Source organism: Pseudomonas fluorescens, assembly GCF_003732425.1.
GTDB classification, from domain to species: domain Bacteria; phylum Pseudomonadota; class Gammaproteobacteria; order Pseudomonadales; family Pseudomonadaceae; genus Aquipseudomonas; species Aquipseudomonas fluorescens_BE.
In genome coordinates this window covers 27,759-43,715 of the sequence record NZ_MOBX01000002.1, presented here as the reverse complement: position 1 = coordinate 43,715, position 15,957 = coordinate 27,759, and the positions used below count along the sequence as shown (strand labels likewise).

Genomic DNA, 15,957 nt, shown 5'->3' with positions numbered 1-15,957 from the left:
AAGTCGGTTAAGATATCCCGCTAATGATGGGGAGCCCGATATGCAATCGATTGATCAAAGCACTTACGAGGCACTGCGCAAAGGTGCACACGTACTGGAGGCCGACGGTTCCGGCGACAAGGTGCTCAGATTGGCCGATGGACGCATGCTCAAGCTGTTCCGCCGCAAGCGGTTGCTCAGTTCGGCGCTGTTCTACCCCTATGCCCAACGCTTTGCCGACAATACCCGCGCACTCGAACAACGCGGCATCCTTTGCCCGAAAGTCATCGCGGTCTATCGCATTCCGAGTATCGAACGTGACTGCGTGTATTACAGCCCGCTGGAAGGCCAAACGGTGCGTCAGCTGCAGAGCGCTGGTGATGAGGCCGACACACTGAGATTCCAGCTGGGCGGTTACTTCGCCCTGCTGCACGAAAAAGGTGTGTATTTTCGATCGCTGCACTTCGGCAACGTCGTGCAGACCCCCGACAAGCGTTTGGGCCTGATCGATATTGCCGACCTGCGCTGCCAGAAGCGCGCGCTCAGTGACAGTAAACGCCTGCGCAACTTCGCGCACTTGCTGCGCTACAAGGAAGACCGCCAATGGCTGCTGGGTGAGGACGCCGGCGATACCTTTATCGAAGGTTACCGGCAGGCACTGCCAAGCAACCGACAAGCGCCGCTGATCTCACGCCTGCGTCCGCTGCTCGGTTAGACCCTAGCGACCGATGACCACCACGGTGGCACCTTTGCGGTTGGCGAAGTGCTCGATGATGCGCAGCTTGTGCGCCGCCAGCCATTCACTCAGCCACGGCTCGTCACCTTTGGCCTCGATGAGGAAATATTGATAGTCGCCAGCGTGCGCTGCCGACATCGCCTCCTCTGCAGTCAGTACCGGCATCACGTAGCCGCGACCGGCGTAATAGCTGATCCGCCCATCCTCGAAATACGTCTTCGCCCCTGGTTCGACATGGGCCGACAACCAGCGGCCGGCCTCGACGTAATGGGTTTTGCCGGCCCCGGTGGAGATGACGTTCGATAACATCACCAGCAACCCAAAAACCACCAGCCACTTGCCGCAACGCGGAAACTCGCGAACGAACGCCGCCAGCCCCATCGCCAGCACGGGCACAAACAACAGATTCAGAAAACTCAAGTAGCGCGTATTCATGAACTGTTGCTTGATGAAAAACATCACCAGCACCACCAGGTACAACAATGCCGCCCAGGCGAAGGGACGATAGTCACGCCAGTAGACACCCAGCACACCCCAGTTGCGACGCAGAACGAATGGAACGGCGAAAGGCCCCATCAACTTCACGAAACTGATGGTCATGGTTGCCAGAATGCCGAAGAAAATGATCCGCCCGGCTTCGTCCTGGGAGTACTTGTTGATGAGCGAATTGGCAAACTGGTCGCGCAGCATCTGAAACGAGGACAGCACGCTGTGAGGTGCAATCATGTCCAGATAAAGCATTACGCGCGCTGACAGAAGCACACCCGACACCGAGACGACCAGCAGCCCCAGAACCGGCAGTAGTGAAAACTGAAAGAATTGCAGGCGTCGGGCCGGCGACCACAGGTTGGGCAGTTGCCACAATGCCAACGCCGGCACCAGCAACAAGGCCTCGAGCCGGAACAACGCTGCCGCAACAATCGCCAGATGAATGAGCGCCGCACGCAACCAACCGCCCCGGGCTTGCCAGCGCAATGCGAGCCACAGCGTCAGCGTGCAGAAAAACCAGAAACCGCACTCACGGATGATGTCGTTGCGAAAGGAATTGACTGCCGGCATTGCCAGCACCACCAGACAAGCCCAACGGGTAACGTGGGGAGAGCGCTGACGGACGCAGTCCACCATCAACGCGCTGGTGCCGGCAAAGAACAGCCCACACCAAAGATAGGCACTCAGTTCCAGAGGCAAGCGCAGAACGGTATGCGTACCGGCCAGCAGAAAGGAGAACCACGGCCAATCGAAAGCAGCCCAGGCTGCAATGGAGCCCCGCTCCGTCACCTGCTGCGCGATATCAATATAAAGCGCCGCGTCCCGCCCGACTGTTGCAGTCCCCATGACCGCGATCAGCGAGAGCAGCACACTGCCAAAAAACGCCAGCCAGACCGGGTATTCGTCGATGATCCTGGAGACTCGTGCTGCCACTTTACTGCCCGTACCTTTCACCCAGTCACCTCATCGACGCGCGTTACAAGTTACGCGCCTGTTCATCATGAACCATTTACCGAAACAGTAGCCGCAAAGCCTTGCGAGTGTACGACCAACGCGAAAACGTGCGCCAGTCTGCACGCAACGCCTGAAAATAGAAGCCCTTGGCCAGATCGTATTCGCCGTGGGAGTAACAATCGCGAAAAAGCGACAGACAGCGCTGCGCCAGAAATGACTGACGCAGGTCGCGCATCTCTTCAGGCATGCGTCGACTGGAAAACACCTCACTCACAACCTGCTCTGTACCTGCAGCAAGGCTCTGGCGCAAGTCATGACGCATGCTGTCGGCATGCTTGTAGATCAAGGCCAGCGGCATGTTCAGCACACTGCAAGGGAAGCGTGCCAGCACTTGGGCAAACACCGGCAGATCCTCGACGTTGCGCAAATGCTCGGGATAAGTACCGGGGACGAACACGTCCCGATGCATCGCGCAGGCACCGTTGGATATCGATACGGTTTTGTCCAGCAGGTAGCCCTGCAAACACTGCCGCGCCGTCAACGGCAATGGCTTGACTGACTGCAAGCTGCGCCTGCCGTCGGCAAACACCGACCAGTGAGCGCCAATAACCATCCGGGTTTGCGGGTTGCTGACAATATGCTGCGAAAGCCCTGCCAGCGCGCCGGGCGCCATTTCGTCATCGGAATCGAGGAAAACCAGAAAACGGCCGCTCGTCTCCTCCAACCCCCGATTGCGCACGGAGGACAAACCGCCATTGCTTTTACGCAACGCACGAAACCGCCCTCCATGCTTGAGCAGAAGCGTCTCCACTACCTCAGGCGTCTCGTCCGTCGACCCATCGTCGATGACCAGCAGATCCGCCGTCGCCTCATCCAACTGCGCCAACACCGACTCCACTGCACGGGGCAGGGTTCGCGCATAGTTGTAAACCGGAATGACGACGCTGATCAGTGTTTCAGTCAAGTTCGTATCCTTTCACACCCTCTTTTACGACCAGAATATCTTCCATGATCAGGTATTCCAGATCCGAGCCGAAAAACATGTTCAACGCGTCGGTCGGCGAGCAGATCATCGGTTCGCCACGACGGTTAAGCGAGGTGTTCAGCGATACGCCGTTACCGGTCAGGTTTTCCAGCGCCTTCATCATGTCGTAGTAACGCGGGTTGTATTCACGCTTGAGGACCTGGGCACGAGAAGTGCCATCTTCGTGAACCACTTCCGGCACACGGGTCTTCCACTCTTCCGCCACTTCGAAAGTGAAGGTCATGAACGGCGCCGGATGATCGATCTTGATCATCTGTGGTGCAACGGTATCGAGCATCGACGGGCAGAAAGGCCTCCAGCGTTCGCGGAACTTGATCTGATGGTTGATGCGGTCGGCCACACCGGCCACGCTCGGGCAACCAATGATCGATCGACCACCCAGTGCTCGCGGACCGAACTCCATACGCCCCTGGAACCAGGCCACCGGATTACCATCGACCATGATTTTGGCGATCTGTTCCGGCATATTGTCGAGCTTGCGCCAGGTCGGTTTGTTCTCGTGACGGGCGCACGCGGCGATGACATCTTCGTTGCTGTATGACGGGCCGAGGTAGACGTGCTCCATCTTCTCGACCGGCACGCCACGGGCGTGGGACACATAGGCAGCAGCGCCGACCGCCGTACCGGCATCGCCGGACGCCGGTTGCACGAACAGCTCCTTGATGTCATCGCGAGCAATGATTTTCTGGTTCAGCTTGACGTTCAGCGCACAGCCACCGGCGAAGGCCAGCTTGCCGGTTTCCTTGAGCACATCGCCCAGGTAGTGGTCGATCATCTGCAGAGCCAGCTTCTCGAACAGCGCTTGCATGCTCGCGGCGTAGTGGATGTAAGGTTCGTCAGCAATATCGCCTTCGCGCTTCGGCCCCAGCCACTCGATCAGCTTCGGCGAGAAGTAGAAGCCTTTGCCCTTCTCTTTATAGCGGCGCAGGCCGATGACGTTGGCGTAGTCGGTGTTGATCACCAGTTCGCCGTTTTCGAACGAGGCCAGACGCGAGAAGTCGTACTTGCTGGCATCGCCGTACGGCGCCATGCCCATGACCTTGAACTCACCGTCGAGCATCTCGAAACCGAGGAACTCGGTGATCGCGCCGTACAGGCCGCCGAGAGAGTCCGGATCGAAGAATTCCTTGATCTTGTGGATCTTGCCGTTTTCGCCGTAACCGAAGAAGGTCGTGGCGTACTCACCCTTGCCGTCGATGCCAAGGATCGCGGTTTTTTCTTTGAAACCGGAGCAGTGGTAGGCGCTGGAGGCATGAGCCAGGTGATGCTCGACCGGCTCGATCTTGATCTTTTTCGGATCGAAACCCAGTTGTTCCAGGCACCAGACGATCTTGTTGCGATAGCGCTTGTAGCGGCGGTTGCCCATCAGGATCGCATCGAGGGCACGATCCGGCGCGTACCAGTAACGCTTGGCGTAGTGCCAGCGCGCCTTGCCGAACAGGCTGATCGGGGCGAACGGGATCGCTACCACGTCAACGTCGGACGGCTTGATGCCGGCCTGTTCGAGACAGAACTTCGCCGATTCGTAGGGCATGCGGTTCTTTGCATGCTTATCGCGTACGAAGCGCTCTTCTTCAGCCGCCGCCACCAGCTTGCCGTCGATGTACAAGGCTGCTGAAGGGTCATGGCTAAGGGCGCCGGACAGGCCAAGAATCGTCAATGCCACAGGGGTCTAGCCTCTTTAGTCTGCGTGCAGGCGCAAGGCGCCTTGAAAATTGATGTGCCCTCGCACACGGCGAGTGACAGCTAAAGGGCGGGATTATAGCGTAAACGAGTGGGGAATTACCCTGTGCGATTGCCCCCGGGTGAATGGTTTGGAGAAACCTTGCCCCGCTACTCAATAACCGCCCCTGCGCCAGTAAATACCAAGATTGCCGTCGGTGACCTGACGATAAACCGTATAGGGCAACGCTACCGTATCGAATGCTCCGGACAATGGCAGATCCAGCAGCGCCATTGGCACCAGAAATCCGCTCGGATCAGGCGGCGCATTCAACACGCAGAAATCATAGGCCAGACCGCTGTAAATCCGCGGAATGGATTGGCAGTAGGTTTTCTGCTTGCGCATGTCCCTGGCGACGTCGGCATCGTCCTGCAAGACGGTCATGACGCTGCCACAGCCGGTCAGAAACCATAAAAATGCGGCCAGTGTTGCAGTCTTTTTGATGGTCAAGATTCGCCCTCCAACGGTCGTCGGGCAAATTAGCATCGGGACTGGGCAGGGCACAGTTCATGGCTTCTGAAGAAGCTGTAGGACAAGTCGCTGAGTCCTGTCCTCTAATGCGGTATTGGTTTGACTCAGATCGTATTGGAAATTTCTTTCGGCAAACGCTGATCGATGACCTGATACAACGCGCTGCTCTCGGGCCAGTTACGCATGAATCGCGCACGGTCACGAGCATAAGCCTGCGCGAAACTGCCGACAGATCCATGCTGGCACATCGAATCCAGATCGATCAGCGCCCAGCGATCCTGCTGCCAGAACAGGTTGTGCCCTTTGAAATCGCCATGACTGATGCGCTCGTCAATCAAGCGCGCGAAAAGCTGGTCCAGTGCCTGCAGCTCGGCTTCCGGTGCCTCGCCATTTTCCACATACGGCGCGAAACGCTCGATGATGTCCGGTCCAGGCAGAAATTCGGTCACCAGATAGGCACGACTGCGCAGCCACAAGAAGCGCTTCTCCAGCACCGCCAGCGGTTTGGGCGTGGCGATCCCGAGGAACGCCAGGCGATTGCCTTCACGCCACGAATGCCAGGCCCGACTCGGCCGCCAGAAACGCTTGAGCCAATGCGCAAAACCCTTGATGTTGTAGCGTTTGATCACCAGCGTGCGCGCACCCGCCTGAACCTTGCCGACGCTCGCCGCACCACCGGTCTTGTACAGATGGCCCTGATCGAGCAGCGCATCGGCCTGTTCCAGCACCGGCAGCATGGCTGACTCTTCTTCACGACGGATCGCGCGCAGAGCGAACGCTCCACGCTTCACACTGAACAGCGTGCACTCGCGCCCGACCTTGATCAGGAAGTCTTTCAAACGCCAGCGCCGCACTTTGTCGATCTGTTTCTGCAAGGCCTCCAACGGCAACGCATGCTCGCTGTTGCTCAACAGGTAATACACCAACAGTTCTTCAGTGAATGGTTCCAGCGTCTTGGGTAACTGGGCGAAAAACACCCCGAGATTTTCCAGGACTTTTTGCCGTGACAAGGGCTGACCGGCGGTTTCTGCGCAGATCCCGGCACCGTCAATCAAGTACAACTGGCCACCGTGGCGCAGCAGATTGTCCAGGTGCAGGTCTTCCTGCCAAAGCCCTTTGCTGTGCAATTGGCCAATAGCACTCAGCGCCTCAGCCAGCACCACCGATTGCTCATCGGCCAACACCGGCAGCGACTCGACTTTCGCCCAGGCGTCGCCAAGACTTTCAGCACCTTCAAGGAAATCGAACAGCAGCCATCCACCCTCGCCACTCTTCAAGCCATCAGCCAGCAGTAACGGTGTGGTCAGACCTTGCGCAGCCAGCAGGCGCACGCCTTCCAGCTCGCGCTGAAAATGCCGGGCAGCCTTGCCGCCAACGAGTAATTTGGCCAGCACCGGACGGCCGCGCCAGACACCGGCACCCACGTAGCGTTGCCCCGGGAGGACTCGCAGCAGACTCAGCAACTGCAGATCCGCGCTCCCGGCGGCATCAGCCAGAGTCACCGTCAGCGGCAGCTGCGGGGTTCGCCCGACACCGGCCAGCTCGGACAATTGCATCAGCGGGTCTCCTTGTGACTGCGACGCGCGGTCAGCCGGGCGAGCCAGCTGTCCAGCAGCGAGCTGTCAGCGGGCTGATCGAGATAAGCCGCCAGCAATTCACGCAGTTGCGCCTCGTTCCATTCCGGCGCGCGGCGTTGCAGCGGCTCCAGATCCTTGATCCGGTCACGCATGCCGAACAACAACGGCCGGGTCTTTTCCAGGTCGATCAATTGCGCCTGATACCCGTCACCAGTGGCTCGCAGAAAAATATGTTTGGGATAGAAGCAGCCGTGCACCTGACGCACACCGTGCAGATGTCGCGCGAGCAACCCACAAGCCTTGAGAATGGCCGACTGCTGCGCGGTACTGAGCTGCGCCCAACGCTGCAGCAGCGATTCCAGATCACTCCAGCCATCGAGTGCCCGGGTCAGCAGGATCGCGCGGACTTCGCCGTCGACCTTGCGCTCACCGAAGAACGCCGCTTGCAGCGCCGGAATACCGAGCTTGCGATAGCGACTGATATTGCGAAACTCGCGGGCAAAGCTTGGCTCGCCGAAAGGCGCGTGCAAGGTGCGCGTCAGATAATTGCTCTGGCGCTTGAGGTAATAACCCTGCCCTTCGAGGTCCAGACGGAAAACGCTGCTCCAGCCACCACGGGCGGTATTGGGTTCGTCCACAGCCTCAAGCTGCTTGGCCCACAGTGCGTCGAAAGTGCCGAGACCATGGCGCTCAAGCAGTGCGCGGTCTTCAGCAGCGAGAAAATCAGTCATTCACGTCCCTCGAAAAATCTCACCACGTGCCGAATCCGTTTCTTGTCGGCGCTATCAAGCCGATTGCACTGGCGATATTGCTTATAGAAACGCAGGCGTTGGGTATTGGACAGATGGTATTTGGCAAGTTTATCGAGACAAGCCAGATCCTTGGTGATCCGATACTTGAGCCAGAAGCCGCGCCAGAACTCGCCGTTGGGGCAATCGATCAGAAATATCCGCGCCTGGTCGTCAATCAACAGGTTGCGCCATTTCAGATCGTTATGGGTAAATCGGTGATCATGCATCGTCCGGGTATAGCCGGCCAATTGTCGACTGACGCCGTCGACCCAGGCGCGATCCTTGAGTTTCGGATCCTTGCGCTCGGCGAGCGCCGAAAGGTCTTCGGTGTTGGGCAACTCACGAGTGATCATGGCGCCACGATCATACGCCGCGCCACGGCGCTCCAGGCCCCAGGCCACCACTTCAGCGGTGGGAATGCCCCACTTAGCGAAGCGCTTGAGGTTCTGCCATTCCATCTTCACCCGCGGCTTGCCGAGATAACGGCGCAAGCCTTTACCGGCGCCGACATAGCGTTTGACGTAATAGTTGACGCCGTTGCGCTGTACGCGAATCACTTCCGACAGCGGATCACGGGTCAGGCGTTCGCCTTGCAACGCAAACACGGCTTCGAGACTGCCAAAATCTTCGGCGAGCTCGCTGTATTGCGGTTCGAGAGTCCAACCCGCCATCAGAGCGCATCCCCGTAACGCTGCTTACGCGCATAGAGCTTGTTGGCTTTGCCTTCGAGCCAGCTCAGCAACGGCGCTTCTTCGGCCAGAATCTGGCGCAGCGGTTGCTGGAAATAGCCCTTGAGGAAACGCAGCTTGTCGCGGCGGGTCAGGCCAATGTCCAGCGCGGAAAAGTACAGCGCGGCCAGATCCTTGTTGCGCCAGCGCTGCGTGATTTTCGCGCGGGTCTGGGCACGGTGCAGGTCGATCACCGAGAGTTTGAAGTCTTGCGGCGTCACCGGTTTGTCGGTGTGCAGCAGGAAGTGGCAGATGTAGCAGTCGCGGTGATTGACGCCGGCGCGGTGCATCATGCCGGTCATGCGCGCCACTTCGGCGATCAACGCGCGCTTGAGCCTCGGCTCGGGCGGCTGCTTGACCCAGTCGATGCTGAAGTCTTCGAGGCTGATGGTCGGCGCCAGTTCTTCGGTGACGATGAACGAGTGCTGATCCGCCGGGTTGCTGCCCTTCTCGCCGTACGCGACGGCGGTCATGGTCGGCACACCGACTTCCTGCAGACGCTGAATGGCTTGCCACTCCTGACCCGCACCGAGCACCGGCAGCTTGGCGGTCAACAAGTTCTTGAAGATTTCGCCCCAGCCGATGCCGCGGTGAATCTTGACGAAAAATCCGTTGCCGTCGACTTCCGTGCGCAGTGTCCGGCGTGCTTCCAGCTCGCGGTATACCTCGCCCTGCAAGCCTTCGACTTCGGCGAACGGGTCGCGTCCGGCCCAAAGGCTTTTGAACGGTTCAGCCAGCATCAACTTCATTAAGCGTGCTCCGCCAGAATCACATCGGCCGCGTGCTGCGGCATGCTGTAGAGGTCGGCCGTCTCGGCGAAGGCCAGACCATTGCGGCTCCAGGCCGCGCGTGCCGCGTCGTCATGCAACATGTCGGTCAGGTATTGCGTCAGCTGCGCCTGATCGAACGGTTCGTCGAGCACTCGCCCGGCATCCGCTTCGACAATGTAATGGGCATAACCGCAGACCGCGCTGACCAGCACCGGCAGACCGGCGACCAGCGCTTCAAGCAACACGGTACCGGTGTTTTCGTTGTACGCCGGATGGATCAACAGATCAGCGCCGAGCAGGAAACGCGGGATATCGCTGCGGCCCTTGAGGAACGTCACGTTATCGCCCAGACCCAAAGTTGCACTCTGCATCTGGAATAATTTGGGGTCATCCTGGCCGATTACAAACAGCCGGGTGCGTTTCTTCAACTCGGCGGGCAACGCAGCCAGTGCTTTCAGGCTGCGATCGACGCCTTTGGTCTTGAACCCGGAGCCGATCTGCACCAGCAGCAGTTCGTCGTCCTTCAGATTGAATTCAGCGCGGAAACCGGCGCGAATTTCATCGGCATCCGCTGGACGGCGACGGTCTTGGGCAATGCCCGGTGGCAGCAGGTGGAAGCGCTCAAGCGGCGTGTCGTAATGCTTGATGAACAGCGGCTGCTGCACTTCGGAAATCATCAGCACTTCAGTCTTCGCGTCTTTGGCGAACACCGCGCGCTCGTACTCGGCGAAGTGGCGATAACGGCCCCAGCGGCGGTACAGCGAATGACGCAGGTTCTGCGCTTTGTCTTCGAAGCAGCCGTCGGCGGCGTAGTAGACGTCCAGACCCGGCATCTTGTTGAAACCGATCAGGCGATCAACCGGGCGCTTGGCCAGGTCGGCCTCCATCCACGCGCTGAGTTTTTCGTTGCGACGGTGATTGAAGAATGCCTTCACCGGTGCGACCAGCACTTCGAAACCGGGCGGCACGTCGCCTTCCCAGATCAGCGTGTAGACGCGAATTTGATGGCCGCGCTTCTGGCATTCGAGGGCGATGCGCATGAAGTCGCGCTGCAAGCCGCCGAACGGGAAGTATTTGTACAGGACGAATGCCAATTGCATCAGCGCAGCTCCTCAGCCATTAACAACGTGCTCAGTCGGCTGGCGACACGCTCGGGGTTCAGACGCGTGAAGCACAAAGGCTGTTCACGCTTCAGGTCAAACTGACGGGCATCCTGCGCGGTCGGTTGATAGGTACATTTCTTTTGCAGGCACGGCGCGCACGGGAAGTCGCTGGCCAGGTGAATCTGCAGTTTGCCGTAAGCGCCGGTCAGGCCCGGGTTGGTCGGGCCGAACAGCGAGATGGTCGGCACGTCCAGCGCGGCAGCCAAATGGCCGAGCCCGGTGTCCACCGCCACGCAGGCTTGCGCACCGGCGAGGACTTTGCCGACGCCGGCCAGATTGAGTTTCGGCAGCACTTCGGCGTGTTTGAAGCCGGCGGCGATGCGTTCGGCGCGGGCCTTTTCCTGCGGGTTGCCCCACGGCAGTTTGACACCGACGCCGAGATAGCCGACGCGCTCGGTCAGCTCGCGCCAGTAGGCTTCCGGCCAGTGTTTGGTGTCCCAGGTGGTGCCATGCAGGAACACCACGAAGGCGTTTTTGCGCGGCAACTCGACCAGACGCTCGACGTTGAGGCCGTAATCGCCCAAGCCTTTGGGCAAGTCGTATCCGAGGGCGATGGCGAACAACTGCCGCACGCGCTCGACGGCGTGCTGCCCTCGGGCCACGGCCAGTTTGCGATCGTAGAAACGCGAGGCCATCGGCTCTCGCGCCGAACCTTTATCGAGGCCGGCCACCGGGGCTTTGACGTAACGGGTCAGCCAAGCGCTTTTCAGCAAGCCTTGGGCATCGATGACCAAATCGTATTTGTTGGCGCGCACGCTTTGTTTGAAGCGTTTCCACTCGCCGCTGGTGATGGTTTTCCAGATGTTTTTGCGCCAGCGGCGGATCGCCACCGGAATCACCTTGCCAACGGCCGGGTGCCAGGTCGGGATCTCGGCAAAGCCTTCTTCCACCACCCAGTCGAACTTGATTCCGGGGATCGCCCGGGCGGCGTCGGTCAGCGCCGGCAACGCATGAATCACGTCGCCCAGCGATGAAGTCTTGATCAGCAATACCCGCAACTTAATGAACCTCGACCACGGAGCCCTGCAACTTCTGCAAGGCATCGTTGACCGCGTCCGGCATCAGCTGGCGCAGGCAGTTGTAATGGCCGAACCGGCAGGTACGGTCGAAGCACGGGCTGCAATCGAGACCCAGGCGGACGATTTCGACGTGCTCGGCCAGCGGCGGGGTGAAACCCGGCGAGGTCGAGCCGTAGACGGCGACCAATGGACGGTTCAGCGCAGCGGCAACGTGCATCAGACCGGAGTCGTTGGACACCACCGAGTCGGCGCAGGACAGCAGGTCGATGGCCTCGGCCAACGAGGTGCCGCCGCTGAGGTTGACCGATTCTTCACGCAGGCCAGGAATCAGTCGAGCGCGGATGTCTTCACCGACCGCATGATCATTCTTCGAACCGAACAGCCATACCTGCCAGCCTTCGCGAATGCGCGCTTCGGCGACTTTGGCGTAGTGCTCGGACGGCCAGCGTTTGGATTCGCCGAACTCGGCGCCGGGGCACAGGGCCAACACCGGGCGGTCGAGGGTCAGGCCGAATTTGGCCAGTGCCGCTTCGCGCGTCACCGGGTCGATTTGCAGGCTCGGACGCGGATACGGCTTCGGCAATTCGGCGTTGGCTTCATAAGCCAGGGCCATAAAGCGCTCGATCATCAGCGGATAGCGTTCTTTGTCGAGGGTGCGCACATCGTTGAGCAGGCCGTAGCGGAATTCGCCGCGCCAGCCGGTGCGTTTCGGGATGCCGGCGAAAAACGGCACCAGCGCCGATTTCAGCGAGTTGGGCAGCAGGATCGCCTGATCGTACTGACCACGCAGGGATTTGCCGATACGCCGACGCGTCGCCAATTCCAGCGCGCCGTGGCCGAGCGGGAAGCTCAAGGCCTTGCGCACTTCGGGCATGCGTTCAAGGATCGGCCGGCTCCACTCAGGGGCCAGGACGTCGATTTCGCATTGCGGGTGGCGCTGCTTGAGACACTGAAACAGTGTCTGCGCCATCACCATGTCACCGACCCAACTGGGCCCAACGATCAGAATATTCATGTGGTTTCCAAAAACGAACCGGGGAGGCCAATGCCTCCCCGCCTCGAGAATCCAGCACCCTCAGCCTTGGCTAAAGGGTCATTTGGACAAGCCGTTCAGGCTCATCAGATCAATTCGTACACATCCATATCGGCCAGCATAAACCTTTGTGGCGAGGGAGCTTGCTCCCGCTGGGCTGCGCAGCAGACCCACAATCTGACTCCAGTTTATACCTGACACACTGCGCTGCCCGGGTTACGACTGCTTCGCAGCCGAGCGGGAGCAAGCTCCCTCACCACAGAGGCGCATCTACATTGGATGCCTTAGCTTAGCCCCAACTCACGCCATATCCGCAAAACCTGTCGGCGTTCGTCGGCGAACTGGTCGCCCGGTATCACCCCGGCGTCCTTCTGCAAGGCCTGCCGGTGGGCGGCGGAGCGGTAGGCTTTGTAGGCCTCGCGCAGCAGGCTGGCATCTTCGGCGGGCATCAGCCCTTCATGTTCCAGCTCTTCCAGAATGCGGATGTTATCGGTCCAGCGCAGCAATGGCGGGTGGCTTTGTGACCACGCCAGAGCCGCGTATTGCACCATAAATTCAATATCGACGATACCTCCGGCGTCCTGCTTGAGGTCGAAGGGCGCCGTGGCGTCGAAGGCATTTGCCGCCGTACCGGCCGCAGTGCTCTTGGTGCCGAGGTTATCGCGCATCTTCGCGCGCATCTCGCTGACTTCCTGTTGCAACTTCGCCAGATCGCGCGCCTTGCCCAAGATCTGCGCGCGGACTTTCTCGAACGCCTGGCCGACATCCTGACTACCGACCAGCACCCGCGCCCGCACCAACGCCTGATGCTCCCACGTCCAGGCTTCATTTTCCTGATAGCGGGCAAATGCCCCCAGCGAACTGACCAACAGCCCCGAGGCACCGGACGGGCGCAGACGCATGTCCACTTCGTAGAGCTGACCGGAGTTGGTCTGCGCCGTCAGCAAGTGAATGATCCGCTGCCCCAGCCGCGTGAAGAATTGCGCACCATCGATCGACTTCGGCCCGTCGGTTTCCGCCTGCGGATCGCCGTCATGGATAAACACCAGGTCCAGATCCGAACCATGCCCCAATTCCAGACCGCCGACCTTGCCATAACCGACAATGATGAAGCCGGGATCGCACAAGGTGCCGTCGGTGCGCAACGGCGTGCCGTACTTGGCCACCGTCTGGCGCCAGGCCAGGGCCAGCACTTGCTCGAGAATCGCCTCGGCCAGCCAGGTCAGGTAATCGCTGACTTTCATCAGCGGCAAGCTGCCGGCGATTTCCGACGCCGCCACGCGCAAACGGTGCGCCAGTTTGAAATGGCGCAGGGCTTCCATCTGTTGTTCGAGGTCGTCTTCGGGAATCCGTGTCAGACGCTCGCGTAATTCAGCCGCCAGTTCCGGCGCCAATGGCGGCTTGAACAGTCGGCCTTCATTTAACAGCTCATCGAGCAGCAGCGGGAAGCGCGTGATCTGTTCGGCAATCCACGGACTCGCCGCGCACAGCGTCAGCAAGCGCCGCAGGGCGCCGGGGTTCTCCGTCAGCAAGACCAGATACGCCGAACGCCGGGCCACCGCTTCCACCAGCGGCAACACCCGCTCCAGCACCAGATCCGGGTCGGCGTGCTCCACGGCCTGGGCGAGCAGACGCGGAATAAAGGCGTCCAGACGCTCACGCCCCAGCCGCTGCATCGCCCGCAGTTGCGGGCTGCTGCGCAATCCGGCCAGCGCTTTCAGGGCTTTGCCGGCATCGGCGAAACCACCCTCCTCCAACTGCCGGCACGCCGCCTCTTCGTCCTGCGCCTCTTCCCACAGCGGCAGCCATTCACCACCGACCACCACTTCACTTTCGGCGCCTTCATCCTCGTCGGGATCGGCAATCACCTGAGCGAAGTGCCAGGCCACACGGCCACGCCAGAACATCAGCTTCTCGTGAAAGGCGTCCCAGTCGGCGAAACCGAGCATGAACGCAATACGCGCCTGATCCTGAGCGCCATCCGGTAGCATCTGGGTCTGGCGGTCGGCGATCGCCTGAATAGCGTGCTCGGTGTAACGCAGAAATTCGTAGCCCTCGCGCAACTCGCTGATCACCGCCGGCGGCAGATAACCCTGCCCTTCCAGCGTGCTCAGCACCTTTAATAAAGGACGCTGTTGCAGGCTCAGATCGCGACCACCGTGGATCAACTGAAAAGCCTGCGCGATGAACTCGACCTCGCGGATGCCGCCAGAGCCGAGCTTGATGTTGTCGGCCATGCCCTTGCGCCGCACTTCCTGCTGGATCAACTGCTTCATGGTGCGCAGCGCTTCGATCGCCGAAAAGTCCAGATAGCGCCGGTAAACGAATGGCCGCAGCATGTCGAGCAACTGCGCACCCGCGACCTGATCGCCGGCCACCACCCGCGCCTTGATCATCGCGTAGCGTTCCCAATCGCGGCCCTGATCCTGGTAATACTGCTCCAGCGCATTAAAGCTCAGCACCAGCGCGCCGGACGAACCATACGGGCGCAAGCGCATATCGACGCGAAACACAAAGCCGTCGACAGTCATCGGATCAAGGGCCTTGATCAGGCGCTGGCCGAGACGGATGAAGAATTCCTGATTATCCAGCGAGCGCTTAACGCCCACCGTTTCGCCACCCTCGGGGTAGGCGAAGATCAGGTCGATGTCCGAAGACAGGTTCAATTCGACGGCGCCGAGCTTGCCCATACCGAGGATGACCATCTGCTGCGGCAGACCGCTGCGGCGGCCGGTCGGCGTGCCGAACTGTTCGCAATGGCGGCTGTACAGCCATTGATAGGCCTGGTCGATGGTGGCGTCGGCCATGTCCGAGAGATCACGGCAGGTCTGCACCAGATCGGCCTGGCGGGTGAGATCGCGCCAGATGATCCGCACTTGATGGCGGGCGCGCTGGCGACGCAAGGCGCGACCGAGTTCATCTTCACTCTGCGCAGCGTTCACTGCCGCAGCAATCTGTGCACACAATTCACCCGGCGCGAATGGCCGATCAAGCTCGCCGGACTGCACCAGCGACAACAACATCAAAGGGTCACGAACGCTCTGTTCAATGACAAACTCGCTGGCGGCGGTGACGCGGGCGAACTGCGCCCAGCGCTCTGGCGTCCAGGTCGAGAAGCCGTGATCGTCTTCCAGCGCCGCGACGGCCGTACGGAACGACTGCTCGGATCGAGTGACCAACGGCAGGAGAATGGCGGGCAGTTCGGCAAGCACGGGCAGGGTCATGGTCTATCCTTGATCGGCGTGTAAATGGCCGCTTGTAGTGTTTGACGAAAAGCCGCTACCCGGAGGACTGTCGAACAAAAGTTAGAAATAGCTGAAATTTCTTTCTCTTTGGCAGCGAACATCAAAGTTTCACCTTTTTCGGATGGCAAAAGACCAACCTTAACGATTATTCTCACAACGCAGCCGGAGGCCACAAGCCATTCTTCTGTAGTTTTACTACTCGTCTATACATTCGAAAGGCTGAAATGCCAGAAG

At 60.0% G+C, this 15,957-nt stretch carries 13 protein-coding genes; 1 reads left to right on the top strand and 12 read right to left on the bottom strand.

Annotation, left to right across the window (positions count from 1 at the left end; translation table 11 throughout):
* Positions 1 to 40: 40 nt before the first annotated feature.
* Complete coding sequence (locus BK670_RS01715) at positions 41 to 694, top strand: BUD32 family EKC/KEOPS complex subunit (RefSeq protein WP_123448354.1); 654 nt, start codon at positions 41 to 43, stop codon at positions 692 to 694.
* Between the two features lie 3 nt (positions 695 to 697).
* Here the strand turns inward: BK670_RS01715 and BK670_RS01710 are convergent, their stop codons facing one another.
* The 12 genes from BK670_RS01710 to glnE form a co-directional block, all read right to left on the bottom strand.
* Positions 698 to 2,137, bottom strand: coding sequence for a hypothetical protein (locus tag BK670_RS01710; protein ID WP_259697511.1), 1,440 nt, complete (start codon positions 2,135 to 2,137; stop codon positions 698 to 700).
* Positions 2,138 to 2,213: 76 nt separating this feature from the next.
* On the bottom strand, positions 2,214 to 3,122 hold the full coding sequence (locus BK670_RS01705; protein ID WP_123448352.1) for a glycosyltransferase family 2 protein: 909 nt from the start codon (positions 3,120 to 3,122) through the stop codon (positions 2,214 to 2,216).
* Complete coding sequence (locus BK670_RS01700) at positions 3,115 to 4,869, bottom strand: carbamoyltransferase family protein (RefSeq protein ID WP_123448351.1); 1,755 nt, start codon at positions 4,867 to 4,869, stop codon at positions 3,115 to 3,117. Before BK670_RS01700 ends, BK670_RS01705 begins: the two co-directional genes overlap by 8 nt.
* Before the next feature lie 171 nt (positions 4,870 to 5,040).
* Complete coding sequence (locus BK670_RS01695) at positions 5,041 to 5,376, bottom strand: YceK/YidQ family lipoprotein (RefSeq protein WP_123448350.1); 336 nt, start codon at positions 5,374 to 5,376, stop codon at positions 5,041 to 5,043.
* A 125-nt stretch (positions 5,377 to 5,501) separates the two neighbouring features.
* A complete protein-coding gene (locus BK670_RS01690; RefSeq protein WP_123448349.1) occupies positions 5,502 to 6,953 on the bottom strand; it encodes a lipopolysaccharide kinase InaA family protein in 1,452 nt (483 codons plus the stop codon).
* On the bottom strand, positions 6,953 to 7,705 hold the full coding sequence (locus BK670_RS01685) for a lipopolysaccharide kinase InaA family protein (protein ID WP_123448348.1): 753 nt from the start codon (positions 7,703 to 7,705) through the stop codon (positions 6,953 to 6,955). Before BK670_RS01685 ends, BK670_RS01690 begins: the two co-directional genes overlap by 1 nt.
* A complete protein-coding gene (locus BK670_RS01680; RefSeq protein WP_123448347.1) occupies positions 7,702 to 8,436 on the bottom strand; it encodes a lipopolysaccharide kinase InaA family protein in 735 nt (244 codons plus the stop codon). The genes BK670_RS01685 and BK670_RS01680 overlap by 4 nt, the downstream gene beginning before the upstream one ends.
* The gene (rfaP, locus tag BK670_RS01675; protein ID WP_123448346.1) at positions 8,436 to 9,242 is read right to left on the bottom strand and encodes a lipopolysaccharide core heptose(I) kinase RfaP; all 807 of its coding nucleotides are present in this window, start codon (positions 9,240 to 9,242) and stop codon (positions 8,436 to 8,438) included. The genes BK670_RS01680 and rfaP overlap by 1 nt, the downstream gene beginning before the upstream one ends.
* On the bottom strand, positions 9,242 to 10,363 hold the full coding sequence (locus BK670_RS01670; RefSeq protein WP_123448345.1) for a glycosyltransferase family 4 protein: 1,122 nt from the start codon (positions 10,361 to 10,363) through the stop codon (positions 9,242 to 9,244). Before BK670_RS01670 ends, rfaP begins: the two co-directional genes overlap by 1 nt.
* Positions 10,363 to 11,424 carry a lipopolysaccharide heptosyltransferase I gene (gene waaC, locus BK670_RS01665; RefSeq protein WP_123448344.1) on the bottom strand — a complete coding sequence of 354 codons (1,062 nt, stop codon included), beginning with the start codon at positions 11,422 to 11,424 and terminating at the stop codon, positions 10,363 to 10,365. Before waaC ends, BK670_RS01670 begins: the two co-directional genes overlap by 1 nt.
* A gap of 1 nt (position 11,425) precedes the next feature.
* A complete protein-coding gene (gene waaF / locus BK670_RS01660) occupies positions 11,426 to 12,460 on the bottom strand; it encodes a lipopolysaccharide heptosyltransferase II (RefSeq protein ID WP_123448343.1) in 1,035 nt (344 codons plus the stop codon).
* A 302-nt stretch (positions 12,461 to 12,762) separates the two neighbouring features.
* Complete coding sequence (gene glnE / locus BK670_RS01650; protein ID WP_123448341.1) at positions 12,763 to 15,702, bottom strand: bifunctional [glutamate--ammonia ligase]-adenylyl-L-tyrosine phosphorylase/[glutamate--ammonia-ligase] adenylyltransferase; 2,940 nt, start codon at positions 15,700 to 15,702, stop codon at positions 12,763 to 12,765.
* Positions 15,703 to 15,957: the final 255 nt, after the last annotated feature.

Bases quoted from the DNA above. Each gene is read 5' to 3' on its own strand.
- BK670_RS01670 (WP_123448345.1), bottom strand. From the start codon at position 10,363: ATGCAATTGGCATTCGTCCTGTACAAATACTTCCCGTTCGGCGGCTTG.
- BK670_RS01715 (WP_123448354.1), top strand. From the start codon at position 41: ATGCAATCGATTGATCAAAGCACTTACGAGGCACTGCGCAAAGGTGCA.
- rfaP (WP_123448346.1), bottom strand. From the start codon at position 9,242: ATGAAGTTGATGCTGGCTGAACCGTTCAAAAGCCTTTGGGCCGGACGC.
- glnE (WP_123448341.1), bottom strand. From the start codon at position 15,702: ATGACCCTGCCCGTGCTTGCCGAACTGCCCGCCATTCTCCTGCCGTTG.
- BK670_RS01685 (WP_123448348.1), bottom strand. From the start codon at position 7,705: ATGACTGATTTTCTCGCTGCTGAAGACCGCGCACTGCTTGAGCGCCAT.
- BK670_RS01690 (WP_123448349.1), bottom strand. From the start codon at position 6,953: ATGCAATTGTCCGAGCTGGCCGGTGTCGGGCGAACCCCGCAGCTGCCG.
- BK670_RS01680 (WP_123448347.1), bottom strand. From the start codon at position 8,436: ATGGCGGGTTGGACTCTCGAACCGCAATACAGCGAGCTCGCCGAAGAT.
- waaF (WP_123448343.1), bottom strand. From the start codon at position 12,460: ATGAATATTCTGATCGTTGGGCCCAGTTGGGTCGGTGACATGGTGATG.